The organism is Methylorubrum extorquens, from assembly GCF_024169925.1.
GTDB lineage: Bacteria > Pseudomonadota > Alphaproteobacteria > Rhizobiales > Beijerinckiaceae > Methylobacterium > Methylobacterium extorquens_A.
Window position 1 is genome coordinate 277501 of record NZ_JALJXF010000001.1, and the last position, 18021, is coordinate 295521.

The following is an 18021-nucleotide window of genomic DNA, read 5'->3' on the forward strand; positions in this document are numbered from 1 at the left end:
AAATCCAGCCCCCGCAACCAACATATACACACTAGAACAGCCGACACTCAGCCCGCAGACCCCAGCCGGTCGCGGGCTTCGTTGCGTTATGGCCAAGTGCGCCGTGTCTCCTCCGGCGGGGGAGGGGGCTTCGCGTGCTTTCGAAACTTGGCGCCGACAAATCGGCTGAGCGGCGGGGTCACCTGCTCATCCGAGCTGAGTCCGATCCCGCCAAAACGAGGTTACCGCGTTCCCCCGGCCTGCCGTCCCCGACGCTCCGCCTTGCGCGTCGCTGTCTGCCGCAAGTGATGCTCGATCGCATCGTTGGCGTAACGACGCATATGCCGGGTCGCCTCGATGTCGTCGAAGGTTTCGGGAAAACGCCGCGCCAGCCATAGATAGGCGCTGGCGAGTTTCACGGTCCGCTCCTGATAATCGAGTTCGCCGGTGACGCTCGCTCGCAGGGCGGGCACGGTTGTCCCAGCCGCGCGAACTTGGCTCCAGCGCTCCAGCATACCCATCGCGATCTCGTCCCGCCGATTGATCGGACAGACGGAGAAGATGAACTTTTCCTCGATCGGAAGCCGCGCGCGATCGATGGCCCGTGCGATCTCGAGAACCTCTTCAAGAGCCGACGGCTGGAATGGCGAGCCGGCGTAGAAAGTGGCGCGCGCGAAATGCGTCATCACTTCATAGAGGCTCGGCGTCCGCATCTCCTCGGCCACGGATCGGATGGCACTCAGATCGGGGCGTACGTAGAAGCGCGTGTCGGCCGCCGGTGCCGTCGGTGCGCCGGCCAAGGCTGTTCGGATCGGCTCGACTGCGGTCGGTTCGGTCGCCGCCACATAGCCGACGTCCTGATGCCCGTAGCGCCCGGCCCGACCGGCAATCTGCCGGATCTCGGAATTGGTGAGCACGCGCTCCTGGACGCCGTCCCACTTGCGCACGGTCGAGAAGACGATCCGCTTCAAGGGACCCAGATTGAGGCCCATGCCGATCGCATCCGTCGTCACCAGAACGTTGGCCTCGCCGGACCGGAACCGTGCGGCCTCGGCGCGGCGGACCTCCGGCGACAGGGCGCCGTAGATCGTTGCCACCCGATGGCCGCGAGCGACCAGGATTTCACGATTCTCGTGTACGGCCCGGCGGGAGAAGGCCACCACGGCATCACCCGGCTCGACCTTCTCCAGGGGGACGGGTTCGTCGAAAAGCACGAGCGGCGATTTGCGTTCGAAGTTGATGACTTCGAGCGACTCGTTGGCAGCCTCGGCGGCGCGGCGGACGTAGGAGAGCGCATCGTCCGATCCGCAGACGATGACGGTCTTGGCAGGAACACCGAACAGGGCGTTCGTCCAGGCCCAGCCGCGGTCCGGATCCGAGAGCATCTGGATTTCGTCGATGACCGCGACGTCGATCGGACGGGTGAGGTCGGCCGTCTCGATCGTTCGGGCCGTATGGGTCGGTTCGAGCTCGCCCAGCACTTCCTCGCCCGTGACCATGCCGGCCCGAAGGCCGCGCTCGCGCAGCGCCTCGTAGTTTTCCAACGCCAGAAGACGCAGCGGTGCCAGGTAGGCGCCGGTCGTGGCCGCGCTCAGCGCCTGTAGAGCTGCATAGGTCTTTCCCGAATTCGTCGGGCCCATGTGGAAGAGGATGCGCCGGTTCAGCCGGCGGGCTACGGCGAATTTCTCGATATAGGCACCGAAACCGACTTGATCCCGAAGGCGTCGCAGGCGTGAGCCCTCGCGCGCCACGGCTTTTGCACGTTGGCGGACCGGCGTCAGAGCATCCGCAAGGGAACGGGCCAGCCTCGGACCGAAGTTGAACGGGCGGGAGCGCAACGAGCGATCCATATGCTCAAGATAGGCCGCCGCATCGGCACCCACCTCGCGAAGATCGACGAGGATCTGAGATCTGAGCCGATCGGTCGGCTTGCGCAGGTCGCGCGTGGTCTGGGCTGCCGTTTCCGCCACGGCGGCGCGCAGTTCTTCAAGCCGACGCGTCGGATCGTTCCGCGCCGCCATGCCTTGGAGGATTTCGGCTGTGATCGGGTCCGGTCCCGCATCGATACGCAAGTCCATGCGGCCCGCATCGAGCAGCGGGATGCCGACCCGGACGCTCCACCGGATGCTCCGGTCCTTGGCCACCACCGCCCTGAGGGCGGGGACCGCTCGCTTGAGGGCCGGAATGCCGGTCTCGACGAAGGCACGCGCTGTCTTCATCTCCCGCAGAGCGTGCGCCACACGCTCGTCCTCGACCGCCGCCCCGAACTCCGGAAGTTCGAGGTGGACGCGCAGCGCCTCGAGATCGATCTCTGCCGGGGACAGGCCGAGACGGCCGGCGGCCTCGATCAGGCTCTCGGTCGTGGGGCGGAGACGCTTGCGGGCCATGCACTCACTTTCGACGACGTCTGCCTCGAGGCCGGATCTCCCAGTCTCATCTTGCCTCCGTTCATAACCGGTTTCTGGCGGGGTGTTCTCCGCAGTGGGAGGTACCAGGGCGCCGCGGGTAACCCATGCCTCGAAAGAGTAATTCTCGGAAAGGTTAGGTGTGCTGCCGGAGCCGTATTCGTAAGCTGCCGCCCATCTGCGCAACCACCGCCTGGAACACATGTCGGATCGGTCGGACCAAGGGGGTATCGATGACGAAACTTGTCCTCTCGCAGAATGCTGATGGTCTCTGGACGGTTTCGACGGAAGGGCTTGTCGTCACGGGCTTGCAACGACACGAGGCGGATGCATTCATCGCGTCTTACGAACGCTGTTCGGCCGCCGCGAGCTGCTGACATCATTGCGATGCTGGTGCGAAGAACTCTGCCTGATCGCTCGATCCCAACCTGCGCGTTCGTGCCATTTTGGTAACAGTGGGGTTAACCTTTTTCCCCTAAAAGGCCTGTTCAAACCAATGGACAGGCCTTCATGACGAGAACCGCTACGAAGCCGGTCGCCCGCAAGCCCGATGCTGCAAAGTCTGCGTCTTGGAGCGACTACGATCCGTATTTCTCGCCCCGGAAGGCACCGGGCGGCTCACAAGTGAGACCGACCGCTCCCGCTCTGAACCGCAGCAATAGCCCGTATTTCCCGAGATTATCGGGCGTGTCGCAGGGCTGATCGGGAGGCTCGAGGCGGCGGGCTGCGCTGAGAGCTGACGCCATGGTGACGGCGACGCTGATGCCCATGAGTGTATCACGTTCACATCGCCTTGCGTCGTGAGGCCCTGCCGCCAGATACGAGCGGGTAGTATCCAAGCGCCCATGAGTATCCGTTCCTCCGTCCGCGTGGTGTAGCGCAGGATGCGCTCGAGTGCGCTCGTGGGAGGGACGGTGATGGAGAGGCGGCAACCGAAGCAACCATCTCGGCGCGGTGATGCGTTCCGGCTTCGGCTTGCGATCGGCGGCTTGCTCATCGGCATGCTGGTCTATGGCTGCTGGCAGGCTGTCGCTTGGTTCGCGGCCTCGTTCCCGAAGGATTTTCGGTAGAAGCCTTACCCGCCGTATCGAGCCTCACGGTCGAGCCGGTCGATCAACGCTTGCTGTGAAACGGTTCGCGGCACCCCCTACCGGAGCGCCCGCCCCGGCAGTACGTCAGCCTCAGGAGCGGCTTCGTCCCATTGGCGGTCTTGCTCCCGCAGCTGCTCGGCGCGCTCGCGCGCGCACCTTGCTTCTCGTGCCGCTTCGACCTCGGGTGCAGCCGCAACGGACGGCACCAGCGGCTGTTCCGGCAAGAGCGCTAAGATGAGAGCTGCGGCAATCCGGTCGAGGTGAGCCGCTGGGATATCGAGTTCTGCCTTGATATCGGCACAGTGCTTCAAGGCCAGATCGGCGAAGGTCTCGCCCGCGCCGTCGAACCGTCCGCCCGGCATGGCGCGCAGCCGCTCCAGGCGCCGCCGGTCGGTCGCCTTTCTGTCGTGGTCGTCTCTCGTGCCAGGAACCAGCCGCGCCAGTTCATCGAGCAGATGGGCCCGGATGGCGCTGACCCGCACCGGGCCGATCTTACGCACGGCCATAAGGTCAACCGGCGACGCGAGCGCCAGCGCGGCCATGTCGGCGAAGCCGGCCTTGCGCAGCCGGGCCCGGAGCGACGCCGTCAACAGTCCGCGCCCGTAGCCGCCGGCAGCGAGGCGTTCGATGGCGCCCTCTGGCAAGCCGTCAAAGAGCGGCAGATGCGCGGAGACCTCCTCGAAGAGCGTGAGCTGGAGCTTTCTCATGCCTCGGCCGAATCGTTTCACCAGCTCCTACAGCGACCGCTCGTCGATGTCTGTGGCGTTGCAGCCTGCCAGAGGCTGATGCTCGTCGCCGTCAGCGATGAGCATGATGTCGCCGGTCGGGCAGGGCCGGTGTTTCTCCCCATCGTTCGGTGAACGTTCCCTTGCCGTGAGGCCCGCCGTTTAGGGAGGCCACCAACCGGCTAAATCAGTCTGCGCGCCGATCCACTTCCGCAGCCGTGAGAGCGCGATCCAAAGTCGCTCGCGAGGTCTACAGCTTTGCTCGTAGTGTCGAGGGTTCTGACATGGTGCTGACCGATTGTGGCGAGTGCCTGAGCTGAAACCTGCAGGCGGACGTACCTGCGATCTCGGCGACATCGCAGGTACACGGCGCAGCGCACCCTTGGCTTACTCCCGAAAGCCAAGGTGACACAGTGTCAACGCGTGGGCTGGGATCGAAAGCAGAAAACCGTCTGCTTGCAGTGGTTTACAGGTATCTGGCGGAGGGAGCGGGATTCGAACCCGCGATACGGTTTCCCGTATACACACTTTCCAGGCGTGCGCCTTCAACCACTCGGCCACCCCTCCGGAACCGGCCGGGGACCGACGCGGGCGCTAGGCGCGGGCGGTGGTCTCTTGCGGCAGGTGCGGGTCTGTAGCCGGGGCGTGGACGTCTGGCAAGGCGAAGAATGCCACAGACGCACGCGTTGTGCGCCGCCCGGCTCCGGTCCGGGCGGCGTGCGGCTTCAGGCGATGCGGCGCGGGCGGTCCGCCGTGGCGGCTTGCGGAGCGGTTGACGGGCCGGTGGGGCCATTGACCGGGGCGGGCGTCGGCAGGACCGAGGGGGTGCCTGCACCGGTCTGGAGGAAGCCGGGCGTAGACGGGGCCGGGCTGTCCGTGGTGACCGGAGCCGGTACGGGCGCGGTGGGGATCGCGACCGGGGCGGCAGGCTCGGCGTCAGCCGGAGCAGGGGCGTCATCGTCCTCGGGGCCGGCCAGGATCTCGGGCGGAGTCTTCCATACGAAGGCGTCGAGGCGGCCGGAGACCGGCGAGACCGGCGCCCACCGCTCGGAGATGATGCCGTCGGCGACCCAGGCCGGGTCACGCGGGGCGCGGGCGGCACGGGCGAGCCACTCGCGCGAGCGTCCGCTCTCGGCACCGTGCTCGGCGGCCTCGATCCGCGCCATCATCCGGCAGACGCGCGCCGTCGGCCGGTCGTCGGCCAAGGGCGCCAGCGCCTCCCGGGCGCGGCCGAAATCCTTGGCCTCGGTCGCCGCCTGGGCGATGACCAGACGCGATTCCGGCTCCCAGGACGAGAGCTTGGCCAGATTCTCGGCGCGGGCCAGCCGGTCGCGGGCGGAGTCGCCCGTGCGCAGGTTGAGGTAGACCTTGGCGAGTTCCGGATGCGGAGTCGCCTTCCAGGCGGCCTCCACGATCTTGGCGGCCTTGCGCAGATCGTTGCGCCGGGCGAGCAACCGGCCGGCGATGACGGCGGCGGGCACGAGGTCGGGGGCAAGCTTGACGGCTCTGAGCGCCTGCTCGGCGGCGGTGTCGGGCTCGCCCGCCTCGTGGCGCTGGGCGGCTGCGGTGAGCAGCACCGCGCGCTGGCGGCGGGCGGCGTGCTTGTCCATCAGCCCCAGCGCCGCGCGGCGCTCCACGGTCTCAGTCGCCGCGGACCACTCGCCGTCGGCGCATTGCGCCTCCAGCACGGCCTCGTTCGCCCAGGTGACGCTCGGCGCGAGACGGGCGGCCTCGGTGGCGTAGGCGCGGGCGGCACCGTCGTCGTCACGGCGGCGGGCCTCGACGAACAGGCCGCGCAGACCCAGCACGCGGGTCTCGGGATCGTCCGCCATGCGCTGGAAGGCGCGCTCGGCTGCGTCCCGGTCTCCGGAAATCTGGGCCGCCTGGGCCTTGAGGAGGAGCGTCAGCGGCTGGCTGCCGAGCAGGCGCTCGGCGTCGCCCGCGTGGCGGCGAGCGGCCAGCGGGTCACCGGAGCCGACGGCGATCATGCCGCGCGAGAGCGAGGCGAGGCCCTTGTTGCGGCGGCGCTCGCGGGTCGAGCGGCTGATGCTGGCGGGCAGGCCGATCACACCGGTCACGACCGCCCAGATCAGGCCGAGGACGATCGCGGCCACCAGTACGCCGGTAAGGGCAATGGCGAGGCTCATCCCGATCTCGTAGCCGTTCCAGACGACGGTCACGGTGCCCGGATGGTCGGCGATCCACACTGCGCCGTAGGCGGCGACGGCCAGGAGGGCCAGGAAGACGAGGGCGCGCCACATGGGTCAGGGCCTCCTTGAAAGCACGGGGAGCGGGCGCACGCGGCCCGGGCAAAGTGGAAGGGGGGAACGCCGCGCGGGGCGCAGCGGGTTCGTCGTCATCGATGCCGGTCCTGGCCGTCAGCGTGCTGGCGGAAGGCCGGTGAAGGCATCGGCCAGCAGCGTCTGTGCCGCGCGGCCTGCCTCGGTGCGCGCCGCGAGCCGTGTTCCGAAATCGCCACCCTGCGCCCGCGCCTCCTCGGGCAGGGCGGCGTAGGCCTTGGCCGCCTCGGCGAGGTCGCCACGGTCGAGCGCCGCCTGAACCTGCGCGGTCGACACCGTGCCGCCGGTTGCGGCCTGGGGGCCGCCCGCGGCGGGTTCGTCGGCGCGCTTCACCTGCACCAGGGAACTTGCCATGTTCATCAGACGATCGCCCACGCTGCCGGTCTCGGCAACGGACTTGGCCTGGGCCGCGCGCTTGGCCTCGGCGATCTTCTCGGAGATCCGGCGGAACTCCGCCGCAAGACTTGCCGCGGTCGGCGCGCCTTTGTCGGCGAAGGGGCCGAGAGCGTCGAGGCGCTTGGAATCCGCCGGTTCGAGGTTGCGTAGGCTGGCGAGCGCATCCGGGTAGGGTTGGCCCGCCTCAAGTGCCGAGGTGATCCGGTCGGCCGCGACGATGCGAAGGGCCGACTGCACCGTGGATTGCTTGGCGCTCTGATCGACCGCCTTGTCGAGGCCGGCGATCCGGTCCGACTGTTCCTGAAGCTTGCGCTCCAGGCCCTTCACGGCTTCGTCGGCGCGGCTCTGCGCGGCGTCGGCGGCCTGCTTGCTCGCCTGCGTCGCCTCCTGCACGGTCTGGGTCGCGGCGGCGATGCGACCGTCCAGCGCCTTCTGCACCTCGTCCACGCGCTTGCCGAGGGCGGCCTCGGCCGCTTCGTCCGCCTTGGCACGGGACGCGACGTCCGCCTGCAGCGCCATGATCTTGTCCGAGAGATCGGAAGAGGCGCTCTTGGTGCCGTTCGCTTCGAGTGCCTTGAGCCGATCGTCGAGGGCGGCGAGGGCGGCCGGATCCACCGTCTGCGCGGTCTTCACCTCGGCCGTGCCGTCGCGGCCGGGCTCTTCCTGCAGCGCCGAGACGCGCTGGTCGAGGGCATCGAGACGGGCCGTGATGTCGGCGGGGATGGCCGGCGCCGGGGCCGAACCGTCGGCCGAAGGCGCATTGGCAGGGGCAGCGCCCGCCTTCTGCAGCGCTTCGTTGGCGCGGTCGGCGGCGGTCTTGGCCGCAGTTTCCGCCCGGGCGACCGCGTCGGGCAGGGGCTTGAGCGCTTGCTCGTTGGCAGCGAGGCGCTTGTCGAGACCCGTCACGGCATCCTTCGTGGCCAGGCCCGCCAGGGACTTGTCGAGGGTCGCGAGGCGCGGATCGGCGCCCCGCTGATAGGTGGTGACGCCGTAGAGAAGGCCGGCACCAATCAGGCCGCCCAGCAAGCCCGAGGCGGCCATGGAGCCGAAGCCCGCGCCACCGCGGGCCGGTGCGGCCTTCGCGGTTTCCTTCGACGGTTCCTTGGCTGCATCCTTGGCTGAAGCGGATGTGCCCACGCTCTCCTTGCCGGGCTCGGGCTTCGCGCCCGGCTTGGTGGCGTCCGCCGCGTCGGAGAGGCGCTTGGCCTTGAGGTCGAGGATCGGGCCATCGGTCAGCGAGGCCGTCTCCGTCACCCGCGTGGCACCCGGCGCTGCTCCCGGCTTGGCTCCGGAGGCCGCATCCGGCTTGGCGCTGCCGGCGGTGGCATTTCCGGAGGTCGGCGCCTCCGGCTTCACCGTGCTGCTGCCGGTGGTGCCGGCCTTGACGGGCACGTCCGGCTTGGCATCGGTGGTCTTGGCCCCGGTCGGATTCGGCGGAATCGCGCTGCTGCCGGTGGGCCCCGGCTTCAACGGTGCAGCACCTGCCGGTGTGCCGGCGGCAACGGCAGCAGCGCCGGACGGCTTTCCGGGCTCCGTGGGCTTGTTGGACATCGTTCCTGCGCTGATCGAGGCGGCGGTCGAGGGAGGGACCGCGCTGCTGCCGGTGGCACCCGGCTTCGACGGCGCGTCTGCGCGAACGTCTTGTAGGCGCGCGGACGAGCCGGTCGCATTGCCACCGGGCAGGGCGCTGCTGCCGGTCGGCCCCGGCTTTGCGGGCTCGGACTTGACCGGCTCCGACGCGGCCGGACCCGACTTGGCCGGCTCGACCTTCGTGGTGGAGACCGCTGCGGACGGCTCGGCCGGCTTGCCCATCGCCTTGTCGGCGGGCCGGGACGAATCCTTCGTCACGTCCTTGGCCGCTTCCCTGGCCTGCTCCGGCGACTTGCCTGGCTCCGGCGACTTGGCACCATCCCTGGCGCCGTCCTTGGGTGAAGTCACGGGCGTTCGCTCCATTCAGCCGCCGCACCGGCGCAGTGTGCCCCCATAGAAGAGCGAACCGGCGCCGTCATCCATCGGAACCGCTTCCCGGGTTCCATCTCCGACGCTCCGACACGCTCTCGCGTCCCCATCACGCAGGCGCGACGAGGCCGTTCAGTCCGAAGCCGCGAGACCGGCAAGGAGAGCCTCCTCGCTCGGGCGCGCCGCTACAAAATGGGCCGCGACGCCGAGCTCGACCAGTCCCAAGGCCACATCGGGGGACAGGCAGTAATGCGCCAGCGCCCGAAACGCTCCGCTCAGACCGGCTTTGCCGGACAAATGCACCGCGATTTCGGCGCTCCGTCGCGAAAAATGCAGCGCCGCGACGAGGGGCGGCGCGCCGTCCCGTCCCATCAGTGCCCGTGCCGCCGGTTCCGGCAGAGTCGCCTCGGCCACAGCGGCGTAGGCCGTCCAGGTCGTGACGCGGTAGCCCGCGGTCGTGAGGCTCGCGGCGGGCTCGGCCTTGCGGTCCTCGCCGGCCGCGTGGAGGAGGGTGCCGCCCGGCCTCACCTGGGCTGCGACGAGCCGAGCCAAGCTGACGGCGTCCCCCTCGGCACAGTGCACGGAGCGCAGGCCCGCCCGTGCCGCCCGCTCGGCGGTGCGGGTCCCGACGGCAAAGACCGGTGCCTCGGGAAGACCGGCTGCGGCGAGCGGCGCGGCGGCATTGGCGCTCGTCAGGATCAGACCGTCGAACCGGCCGGTGGGTAGCGGCCCATCGCTCGGTGCGATCCGCAGCACAGGTGCCACCAGCGCCGCATGGCCGAGTTCGGCCAGCCGCCGTGCCGTGCGGCTTGCGCCCGGCTCAGGCCGCGACACCCAGATCCGCATGTGCCCCTCTCCCTCACGCCATCCACAGCATCCGTCGGCGTTGAGCTTCACCTGTATCCGTCGGCGGTTTCGTCGTAGACGTGTTGCCGCGACCGGTATGACCGAGCTTTCGCGAGAGATGGAGTAGGCGGGCCGGCCCCCGGCACGCAACGGTGCGTGGACGTCAGCGTGACCCTCATGAAGATCCTCGGCATCGAGACCACCTGCGACGAGACCGCCGCCGCCGTCGTGACCCTCGGTGAGGGCGAGCGCGGACGGATCCTCGCCAACGAGGTGCTGAGCCAGATCGCCGAGCACGCGGCCTATGGCGGCGTCGTGCCCGAGATCGCCGCCCGCGCCCATGTCGAGGTACTCGATCGGCTGATCGCCCGGGCGCTCCAGCGGGCGGGGACGACGCTGAAGGAGATCGACGGGATCGCAGTCGCTGCCGGGCCCGGCCTGATCGGCGGTGTGCTGATCGGTCTCGTCACGGCCAAGACCCTGGCCCTCGTCGCGCGCAAGCCGCTGCTGGCGGTCAACCATCTCGAAGCGCACGCGCTGACGCCGCGGCTCACCGACGGGCTCGCTTTCCCCTACCTGCTGCTGCTCGCCTCCGGCGGGCACACGCAGCTCGTCGCGGTGAAGGGAGTGGGCGATTACGTCAGGCTCGGCACCACCATCGACGATGCCATCGGCGAGGCCTTCGACAAGGTCGCCAAGCTTCTGGGGCTGGGCTATCCCGGCGGCCCCGAGGTGGAGCGGCAGGCGCTGAGCGGCAATCCGGAGCGGTTCGCGCTGCCCCGGCCGATGATCGGGCGGCGGCAGGCGGATTTCTCGCTGTCGGGCCTCAAGACGGCCCTGCGCATCGAGGCCGAGCGGCTCGAGCCGCTGGCCTCGCAGGACGTGGCCGATCTCTGCGCGAGCTTCCAGGCGGCGGTGGTGGACGTGATCGTGGACCGCGTGCGCGTGGCCCTGCGCGCCTTCGCCGGTGTCGCCGGGCATCCGACGGCTCTGGTCGCGGCAGGCGGCGTGGCTGCCAACGGAGCGATCCGCCGGGCGCTCGCCGCGCAGGCCGGCGAAGTGGGAATGAGCTTCGTCGCGCCGCCGCTACCGCTGTGCGGCGACAACGGCGCGATGATCGCCTGGGCCGGGCTGGAGCGCCTGCGCCTCGGCCTCGTGGACGATCTCACCGTGCCGGCCCGCGCCCGCTGGCCCTTCGCCGAGGCCGCCCCGGCCGCCTGAGGCCGGGCTTTCCCGGATCAGACGAGCGCGCGGGCGGAGGCGGTCACCTTCTGCACGGAGAGATCAACCTCGTTCGCCGCCTGCGCGATGCCGTCGGCGTTGCGGCGCACGGCGTCCACGCTGCGCGCCGCGGTCTGCATGTTGCTCGCGATCTCCTGCGTGACCGCCGCCTGCTCGGTTACGGCAGAGGAGACGCTCATCGAGATCTCGCTGAGATCCGTGATGGTCGAGACGATGGCACGGATCGCCTCGACGGCCCGGGCCGAGGAATCCTGCACGGCGGCGATCTGCTGGCCGATATCCTCGGTGGCGCGCGAGGATTGGCTCGCCAGCGCCTTCACCTCGGTGGCGACCACCGCGAAGCCGCGGCCGGCCGCTCCGGCGCGGGCCGCCTCGATGGTGGCGTTCAGGGCGAGCAGGTTGGTCTGGTCGGCGATCGAGCGGATCACGGAGACGACCTCTCCGATGCGTTCGGCGGTGGCGGTCAGTCCGCTCACAATCCCGCCGGCCTCTTCGGCGCGGCTCACGGCCGCGTCGGCGGCGGCCTTGGCCTGCGAGGCGTGACGGCTCAACTCCGCGATTGAAGCCGCGAATTCCTCGGCGCCCGCGGCAACCGATTGGACGTTGTCGGAGGTGACGGCGACCGCGGCCGCCGTGTCGGTGGCCTGACGGCTGACATGCGACATCGCACCGGTGATGGTGCCAAGATCGGACTCGATGGCACGCTGCCCGTTCGCGCGCCGAATACGGTCGGCCACGGCTTGGGTGACGTCGTTGGCGAACTTCACCACCGCGCAGGGACGCCCTTCGCCGTCGAGAACCGGATTGTAGGTGCCGTAGATCCAGATCTCGCGCCCGCCCTTGGCGAGCCGCCGGAACTCGCCGGCCTGATAGGTGCCATTCGCGAGCGACCGCCAGAACTCGGCATAGGCCGCGCCCTTCACTTCCTCGGGATCGACGAAGAGGCTGTGATGCCGGCCGCGGATCTCGTCCAGCCGGTAACCCAGCGCATCGAGGAAGTTCGCGTTGGCATCCGTGATCGTGCCGTCGAGCCCGAAATGGATCACCGCCTGAGACCGGTTGATCGCGGCGATCTGCCCCTCATAACTCGCGTTGCGTTCCGTCTGGGCCGTGATGTCGGTGGCGAGTTTCACCACCTTGTAGGGCTGCCCGCGTCGGTCGAAAATCGGGTTGTAGGAGGCTTGAATCCAGATCGAGCGGCCGTTCTTCCCGATGCGGCGGAACTCGCGGGCTTGGAGCTCGCCGCGGCGCAAAGACTCCCAGAATGCCTTGTATTCCGAACTCTCGCGCTGTTCCGGCGGGATCAACATCGCATGCGGGCGACCGAGCACCTCGTCGAGAGTGTAGCCCACAAGGGCGAGGAAGTTGGCGTTCGCATCCGTGATGGTGCCGTTCATCGAGAACTCGATGCGACCTTGAGCACGGTCGACAGCAGCAAGGATGGAATTCTGCTCAGAGTGGAAGATTGCCAAGGCTATGCGCTCCAGGCATGACGTGGCCGGATGAAAGACTTTTGACATAAACTGTTTAATTGAAAGTTAATATCGCAAATTATACCCAGTGCGTGCTGATACGAAGCGTGTAAAAATTGACAATCACGTGGATTTGAGGGTCATTCGATGAATGAATATAAATTTTGACTAAATTCGGGTCTGCTGAAATCATGCATTGATGGAAATCGGGCCGGCAGACATATGGAACTTGGACACAAGGATTGAGTTCACGCAACCCGCGAGGATGAATGCCGGACTTGCTTGAGGTTGTATGACGAAGATCTTCCGGCCTCGGACACAGCACCAAACTCTGCGGCCCGTCGCGGCTGTCACGGTTCAGTTCCGAGGTTCGCTTTCGACGCCGTCGAGCGGGTGCATTCCGGTGGGATGGAGCCCCGCCACCGGACGATCGCGGATCGGTGCTCGCTCTTGCGCCGACAGGTCGTTATCGCGGACCTGACGATGTGGCAGCGGGTCCGCAGCGAGTTCCCGGTGGAGGCAGACATGAAGTCAGGCACACAGCGGCAGGACGAGAGCGTCGCCGTCGTCGGCGGCGGATCCTGGGGCACGGCCTTGGCCAACGCTGCCGCCGCGGCCGGACGCCCGGTCACGCTCTGGATGCGCAATCCGGAAGCCGCGGCGCAGATGGAGCAGGCCCGCGCCAACGCGCGTTACCTGCCCGGTGTCGTCCTGCATCCGGGCGTGCGCGCCACGGCCGAGGCCGCCGCGCTGGGGCAGGCCGGTACGGTGCTGCTCGTTGTGCCGGCACAGACCCTGCGCGGCGTGCTGGCCGCGCTCGCACCCTCGCTGGCGCCCGGTGCCGCTCTGGTGCTCTGCGCCAAGGGGATCGAGCGGGGAAGCGACGCCTTCATGAGCGCAGTGGCGACAGACGTTCTGCCGGCTGGTTCGCCGGTGGCGGTGCTGTCGGGGCCGAGCTTCGCCACCGACGTCGCCCGCGGCCTGCCCACGGCGGTGACGCTCGCCGCGACGGACGGGGCGCTGGCGGCGCATCTGGCCGGTTTGCTCTCAGGGCCGGCCTTCCGGCTCTACCACACCGACGACGTGCGCGGCGTCGAGGTCGGCGGAGCGGGCAAGAACGTGCTCGCGATCGCCGCCGGCATCGTCGCGGGCCGCGGTCTCGGCGAGAGCGCCCGCGCCGCGCTGATCGCCCGCGCCTTCGCCGAGCTGATGCGCTTTGCCCGTGCCTATGGCGGCCGGGCGGAGACGCTGATGGGGCTGTCGGGCTTAGGGGATCTCGTGCTCACCGCCTCCTCGCCGCAATCGCGCAACTTCGCCTTCGGCGAGCGGCTGGGGAAGGGCGCCTCGCCCGAGGAGGCCGCAGGCGGCAAGCTCGTGGAAGGCGCCTTCACCGCGCAGGCGCTGGTCGATCTCGCAAGGGCGCGGGAGGTCGAGATGCCTGTGGCCGAGGCCGTCGCCGCTGTGGTCGCCGGAGCGCTGACGGTTGATGCGGCGATGACCCGCCTGCTCTCGCGGCCACTCAAGGCGGAGACGGCGTGAGCATCCGCCGATGGGTTGAAAGCGAAGCGGTGCGCGCCCTTCAAGCGCGGCCGGATTTTCGATAAGCGAGGGCGCCTTTCCCGACGGAGCCGTCCCGCGCCATGGCCTACTGGCTGTTCAAGTCCGAACCCTCGACCTGGTCCTGGGACCAGCAGGTCGAAGCGGGGGAGGGCGGCACCTTCTGGAACGGGGTGCGCAACCACCTCGCCAAGAAGCAGATGCAGGCGATGCAGGTCGGCGAGCGCGGCTTCTTCTACCATTCCAACGAGGGCAAGGCCGTCGTCGGCATCGTTGAGGTCATCAAGCCCTATCATCCCGACCACACCGACGAGAGCGGCCGTTTCGGCATGGTCGATGTGAGGGCGCTGGCGCCGATGCCGCGCCCGGTGACCCTCGATGCGATCAAGGCGGCGACGGCGCTCAAGGACATGGCCCTCGTCACCAATTCCCGCCTCTCGGTGCAGCCGGTGACGGAGGCGGAATGGGCCACGGTCTGCGCCATGGGCGGCTACGGCGAGAGCTGAGCGGCCGGCATCCCGGCGCCGGTTGCTCCTCAGCGGGTGAGCACCTTGGGCGTCGGCACGCGACTGCGGAGCCGTGCGCCGACGATCTGGAGGGCGCGTCCGAGACCCGCGCGCAAGGGCGGCTCGATCCGCCGCGACACCAGGAGGGACGTTCCGATGGCCACCCCGATGCCGCCCGCGAGGATCGCGGCCGGCGGCAGTCCGTAGGCGGACAGGAAGCGCATCGCCACGCCGCCGACGAAGGTGTGCAGCAGGTAGAGCGGATAGGTCGCGAGGCCGAGATCGCGGAACCGCCGCCCGAGTCTGGGGAGGGCTTCGGTCAGCGCGGTGTTCGCGCGGATCGAGAGGCAGAACAGGAGCATGAACACGGCGTAGAGGAGCCAGGGCGTCGCGGGGCTCCCGTCGACGCCGAGCAGGGCGCCGACGAAGCCGGCATCGTAGCGGATCTGCAGGAGGCCCCCCGTCAGGCAGACGGCGAGGCCGGCAAGGCGTGGCGCCGTCAGGCCGTTGCGCACCGCGCTCCACAGCAGCACGCCGATGGCGAAATGGCAGCCATGGGTGAGCAGGGTGAGCTTGGCGATCCGCGTGCTGATGATCCGGTCGAGGTCGGGCCAGAGCGGCGTCGCCGCGAGGCACCACGCGAGCGCGCTGATGACGCCCACCGCCAGGATCACCGTTTCCAGCCGTTCGAATCGGTTCAGGAACAGCAGAGCATAGACCAGAGCGTAGAACATGATCTCGATCCCGAGCGTCCAGTAGACGCCGTCGATCCAGCGCGGGACCGGAAACAGGACGAGGGTGCGGACGTAGCGCTCGAACAGGACCCAGTTGGCTTCCGGGTCGAAGAGCAGCGCGAGCCCGAAGGAGACGCTGGCGCAGAACCAGATGCCCGGCACGAGGCGCAAGATTCGTCCGCTGAGAAAGCGCGATGCGCTCGCGTGGGAGGCGGAATAGGCGATGACGTAGCCCGAGATCACGAAGAACATCGGCACGCCGACCCAGCCCTGGGCACTCAGGAACAGAAGCGCCGGAAACGGGATCGGCTGCCCGACCAGGACTGCCGCCTCGCTCGACGGGACCATCCAGGCGGTGCAGGCGAGGTGATACAGCACGACGAGGCAGGCCGCGCCGAAGCGGAGCAGGTCGAGGCCGATCAAGGGCCGAGGTGCGTGCGGGCGCGGGCAGGCCGAGATTTCGCTGCCGGTCTGGACGATTGACATGCCTGTGGTCCTGGTGCCGGGCTCGATCATCGTCCCGAAAATCGGCCGCCGGCTTCCGGAACGAGGCTTTCTGCCGGATAATCACCCGGCAACGCGATGCGCGTCTGTTGTGTTTTCGGGCAAACACGTGCCCGGGACAACGGCATGAAAATACCGATGCCGCCTCTTTCCCCGCGGCACTTTCAGATTTGGGATGAGAAAGCCGAAATCCAGACTCACGGATATGTGAGGCTTGACTTATGTGTCCGGCACCGGGCGAAAGGCGTTCCGCTCCGCATCGACTGATGTTCCGTGAGCTGCCGGCCCCGTTGCCGACCATCTGCAACGTTGTACGAAGCCGGCTTCCGCGTTTCGGAGGGTGAATCGGACGGCATGTCTGATCCGGCCCGACTCCGGGCGCGCTCGAAACGAACGGGAGACTTCATGGCATCGCGCGAACCCCTGCTCATCTCCGTGCCAATTGCGGACTTACGCCCGACGCAGATCACGGTGGGCTACCGCGAGGTCGAGGAGAAGCGCCGCCGCTGGCGGGCGCACGACCCCGAGAAGAAGGCGGCCTTTCTCGGCTCGCATATGATCCCGGTGCTGCTGGGGCCGAAGAAGAAGCACTTCGTCATCGACCACCACCACCTCGCCCGCGCCCTGCAGGAAGAGGGCGAGGAGAACGTGCTGGTGACCGTGGTCGCCGACCTGCACAAGCTCGACAAGGATGCCTTCTGGACGGTGGCCGACCACAAGGCCTGGGTCCACCCCTACGACGCAGGCGGCAAGCGGGTCGGCTTCGACGACGTCCCGAAGGCGATCGCGGATCTTGCCGACGACCCGTTCCGCAGCCTCGCGGGTGAGCTGCGCCGGGCCGGCGGGTTTGCCAAGGACACGACGCCGTTCAGCGAGTTCCTGTGGGCCGATTACCTGCGGCGCAACCTGAAGCGGAAGCTGATCGAGAAGGATTTCACCCAGGCGCTCGAGCGGGCGCTGCGCCTCGCCAAGGCGCCGGATGCCGGCTACCTGCCCGGCTGGTGCGGGCCCCTCGACGGCTGAGCGAGGAGCGCGGCCGCGGCGGCGAGAAGGCCGAGGCCGGCAGCGATCAGCGCGTTCCAGCCGGCGAGCGAGACGCCGAGGAAGCGCCACGCGGCGGCCGTACAATCCACCGGCCGCACGGTTTCGAGGTTCTTCAGGAAGTCGGACACGTCTGCCGGTCCGGCGCCGGACCCGCCGCCGCAATCGCTGGGGCCGGGCCAGAACCCCCATTCCGCGCCCGCGTGATACACGCCGAGGCCGGCGCCGTAGATCAGCACCAGGGCCACGAGGCCGAGGACGAAGCGCGCGAGCCGCGGCGGGAGCAGGACGGCGCAGAGCGCGAGCGGCACAGCGAGGTAGTAGGGCACCCGCTCCGTCAGGCAGAGCTTGCACGGCACGTAGCCGAGGCCGTGCTCGAACACGAGGGCGCCGCCGACGGTCAGAGCGGCGCCGAACGCGACGATCAACGCGGCTGCGCGCAGGGGGATGCGGCTCACAGCATCACCTTGAAGGCGACGAAGCCGAGAATCACGACCGCCACGAACAGCCCCGCCACCACGTTGAGGTGCCGGTCGAGCACCGCGCGGATGCCGATGCCGTAGCGCCCGAGCAGCCACGCCAGCAGGAAGAAGCGCGCACCGCGGGTGACGACCGAGAGCAGCGTGAACCAGAACAGCGAGTAATGGGCGAAGCCCGAAGTGATGGTGACGAGCTTGTAGGGGATCGGGGTGAGACCCTTCAGCAGGATCACCCAATGTCCATAGGTGGCGTAGGAGGCCTGGAAGGTTTCGGCCTTGTCGGCGAGCCCATAGAGGTTGAACAGCCACAGCCCGACCGAATCGAACAGCAGCGCGCCGATGGCGTAGCCGAGCAGCCCCCCGAGCACCGAGGCAACGGTCGCGATGGTCGCGTAGAGCCACACCCGGTCCGGCCGGCTCACCGCCATCGGCACCAGCATCGCGTCCGGCGGGACGGGAAAGAACGAACTCTCGGCGAAGGCCACCGCTCCGAGCGCCCAGGGCGCGGACGGCTTGGCGGCGAGCGCGAGTATCCACTCGTAGAGCCGGCGGATCATGGGGCCTCGTTGGGGTGGGGCGAGCGGTGCCCTTTCAGCACAGATGCGCCACGGAGGCGAGGGTCACATCCGATGCGGGAAAGATTCGCTCTGGCCCGTCGCCCCGGCTTGTGCCAAGAGGCGCGTGCGTCGCGGGTATGGCGGAATTGGTAGACGCGGGCGACTCAAAATCGCCAGCCGAAAGGCGTGGGGGTTCGATTCCCTCTACCCGCACCAGCACCCCCACAT

13 protein-coding genes and 3 tRNA genes (1 of these 16 only partly in view) are annotated in these 18021 nt (G+C 68.7%); 6 read left to right on the forward strand and 10 right to left on the reverse strand.

Annotation, left to right across the window (positions count from 1 at the left end):
* Positions 1-20 (forward strand) — tRNA-Met (locus J2W78_RS01390) (it extends 57 nt beyond the left edge of the window).
* 201 nt (positions 21-221) lie between these two features.
* On the opposite strand, the gene J2W78_RS01395 is transcribed toward J2W78_RS01390, so the two are convergent.
* The 6 genes from J2W78_RS01395 to J2W78_RS01420 form a co-directional block, all read right to left on the reverse strand.
* Positions 222-2366, reverse strand: coding sequence for a helicase-related protein (locus tag J2W78_RS01395; protein ID WP_253373940.1), 2145 nt, complete (start codon positions 2364-2366; stop codon positions 222-224).
* A 1165-nt stretch (positions 2367-3531) separates the two neighbouring features.
* Complete coding sequence (locus tag J2W78_RS01400; RefSeq protein ID WP_253367356.1) at positions 3532-4182, reverse strand: hypothetical protein; 651 nt, start codon at positions 4180-4182, stop codon at positions 3532-3534.
* A 495-nt stretch (positions 4183-4677) separates the two neighbouring features.
* Positions 4678-4767 (reverse strand) — tRNA-Ser (locus tag J2W78_RS01405).
* Between the two features lie 158 nt (positions 4768-4925).
* Positions 4926-6461: a heme biosynthesis HemY N-terminal domain-containing protein gene (locus tag J2W78_RS01410; protein ID WP_253367358.1), complete on the reverse strand. Its 1536-nt coding sequence runs from the start codon at positions 6459-6461 to the stop codon at positions 4926-4928.
* A gap of 117 nt (positions 6462-6578) precedes the next feature.
* Positions 6579-8834 (reverse strand): hypothetical protein, encoded by a 2256-nt coding sequence (locus J2W78_RS01415; protein ID WP_253367359.1) that lies wholly within the window; start codon positions 8832-8834, stop codon positions 6579-6581.
* A 153-nt stretch (positions 8835-8987) separates the two neighbouring features.
* Entirely contained in the window at positions 8988-9701 is a 714-nt protein-coding gene (locus J2W78_RS01420; RefSeq protein ID WP_253367361.1) for a uroporphyrinogen-III synthase, read from the reverse strand.
* A gap of 177 nt (positions 9702-9878) precedes the next feature.
* Here J2W78_RS01420 and tsaD point away from each other — a divergent pair, with 177 nt between their 5' ends.
* Positions 9879-10922 carry a tRNA (adenosine(37)-N6)-threonylcarbamoyltransferase complex transferase subunit TsaD gene (gene tsaD, locus J2W78_RS01425; protein WP_253373941.1) on the forward strand — a complete coding sequence of 348 codons (1044 nt, stop codon included), beginning with the start codon at positions 9879-9881 and terminating at the stop codon, positions 10920-10922.
* Positions 10923-10939: 17 nt separating this feature from the next.
* Here the strand turns inward: tsaD and J2W78_RS01430 are convergent, their stop codons facing one another.
* Entirely contained in the window at positions 10940-12415 is a 1476-nt protein-coding gene (locus J2W78_RS01430) for a methyl-accepting chemotaxis protein (RefSeq protein ID WP_253367363.1), read from the reverse strand.
* A 525-nt stretch (positions 12416-12940) separates the two neighbouring features.
* Between J2W78_RS01430 and J2W78_RS01435 the strand changes: the two genes are divergently transcribed.
* Together J2W78_RS01435 and J2W78_RS01440 are read left to right on the forward strand one after the other, a co-directional pair.
* Positions 12941-13954 carry an NAD(P)H-dependent glycerol-3-phosphate dehydrogenase gene (locus J2W78_RS01435; protein WP_253367365.1) on the forward strand — a complete coding sequence of 338 codons (1014 nt, stop codon included), beginning with the start codon at positions 12941-12943 and terminating at the stop codon, positions 13952-13954.
* Positions 13955-14055: 101 nt separating this feature from the next.
* A complete protein-coding gene (locus J2W78_RS01440; protein ID WP_253367367.1) occupies positions 14056-14478 on the forward strand; it encodes an EVE domain-containing protein in 423 nt (140 codons plus the stop codon).
* A 29-nt stretch (positions 14479-14507) separates the two neighbouring features.
* Here J2W78_RS01440 and J2W78_RS01445 read toward each other — a convergent pair whose 3' ends face one another.
* The gene (locus J2W78_RS01445) at positions 14508-15698 is read right to left on the reverse strand and encodes an acyltransferase family protein (RefSeq protein ID WP_253367369.1); all 1191 of its coding nucleotides are present in this window, start codon (positions 15696-15698) and stop codon (positions 14508-14510) included.
* A gap of 423 nt (positions 15699-16121) precedes the next feature.
* Here J2W78_RS01445 and J2W78_RS01450 point away from each other — a divergent pair, with 423 nt between their 5' ends.
* Positions 16122-16739: a ParB-like protein gene (locus J2W78_RS01450; protein WP_253367371.1), complete on the forward strand. Its 618-nt coding sequence runs from the start codon at positions 16122-16124 to the stop codon at positions 16737-16739.
* On the opposite strand, the gene J2W78_RS01455 is transcribed toward J2W78_RS01450, so the two are convergent.
* Positions 16703-17215, reverse strand: a complete 513-nt coding sequence (locus tag J2W78_RS01455) for a disulfide bond formation protein B (RefSeq protein WP_253367372.1) — start codon at positions 17213-17215, stop codon at positions 16703-16705. The two genes, J2W78_RS01450 and J2W78_RS01455, sit on opposite strands and share 37 nt — an antisense overlap.
* Entirely contained in the window at positions 17212-17793 is a 582-nt protein-coding gene (locus J2W78_RS01460; RefSeq protein WP_253367374.1) for a YqaA family protein, read from the reverse strand. The genes J2W78_RS01455 and J2W78_RS01460 overlap by 4 nt, the downstream gene beginning before the upstream one ends.
* A gap of 131 nt (positions 17794-17924) precedes the next feature.
* On the opposite strand from J2W78_RS01460, the gene J2W78_RS01465 reads away from it, so the two are divergent.
* Positions 17925-18009, forward strand: a tRNA-Leu gene (locus tag J2W78_RS01465).
* The last annotated feature ends 12 nt before the right edge of the window (positions 18010-18021 follow it).

Coding starts and splice junctions, on each gene's coding strand:
- J2W78_RS01395 (WP_253373940.1), bottom strand. CDS start 2,366: ATGGCCCGCAAGCGTCTCCGCCCCACGACCGAGAGCCTGATCGAGGCC.
- J2W78_RS01400 (WP_253367356.1), bottom strand. CDS start 4,182: ATGAGAAAGCTCCAGCTCACGCTCTTCGAGGAGGTCTCCGCGCATCTG.
- J2W78_RS01410 (WP_253367358.1), bottom strand. CDS start 6,461: ATGTGGCGCGCCCTCGTCTTCCTGGCCCTCCTGGCCGTCGCCGCCTAC.
- J2W78_RS01420 (WP_253367361.1), bottom strand. CDS start 9,701: ATGCGGATCTGGGTGTCGCGGCCTGAGCCGGGCGCAAGCCGCACGGCA.
- tsaD (WP_253373941.1), top strand. CDS start 9,879: ATGAAGATCCTCGGCATCGAGACCACCTGCGACGAGACCGCCGCCGCC.
- J2W78_RS01435 (WP_253367365.1), top strand. CDS start 12,941: ATGAAGTCAGGCACACAGCGGCAGGACGAGAGCGTCGCCGTCGTCGGC.
- J2W78_RS01440 (WP_253367367.1), top strand. CDS start 14,056: ATGGCCTACTGGCTGTTCAAGTCCGAACCCTCGACCTGGTCCTGGGAC.
- J2W78_RS01445 (WP_253367369.1), bottom strand. CDS start 15,698: ATGTCAATCGTCCAGACCGGCAGCGAAATCTCGGCCTGCCCGCGCCCG.
- J2W78_RS01450 (WP_253367371.1), top strand. CDS start 16,122: ATGGCATCGCGCGAACCCCTGCTCATCTCCGTGCCAATTGCGGACTTA.
- J2W78_RS01460 (WP_253367374.1), bottom strand. CDS start 17,793: ATGATCCGCCGGCTCTACGAGTGGATACTCGCGCTCGCCGCCAAGCCG.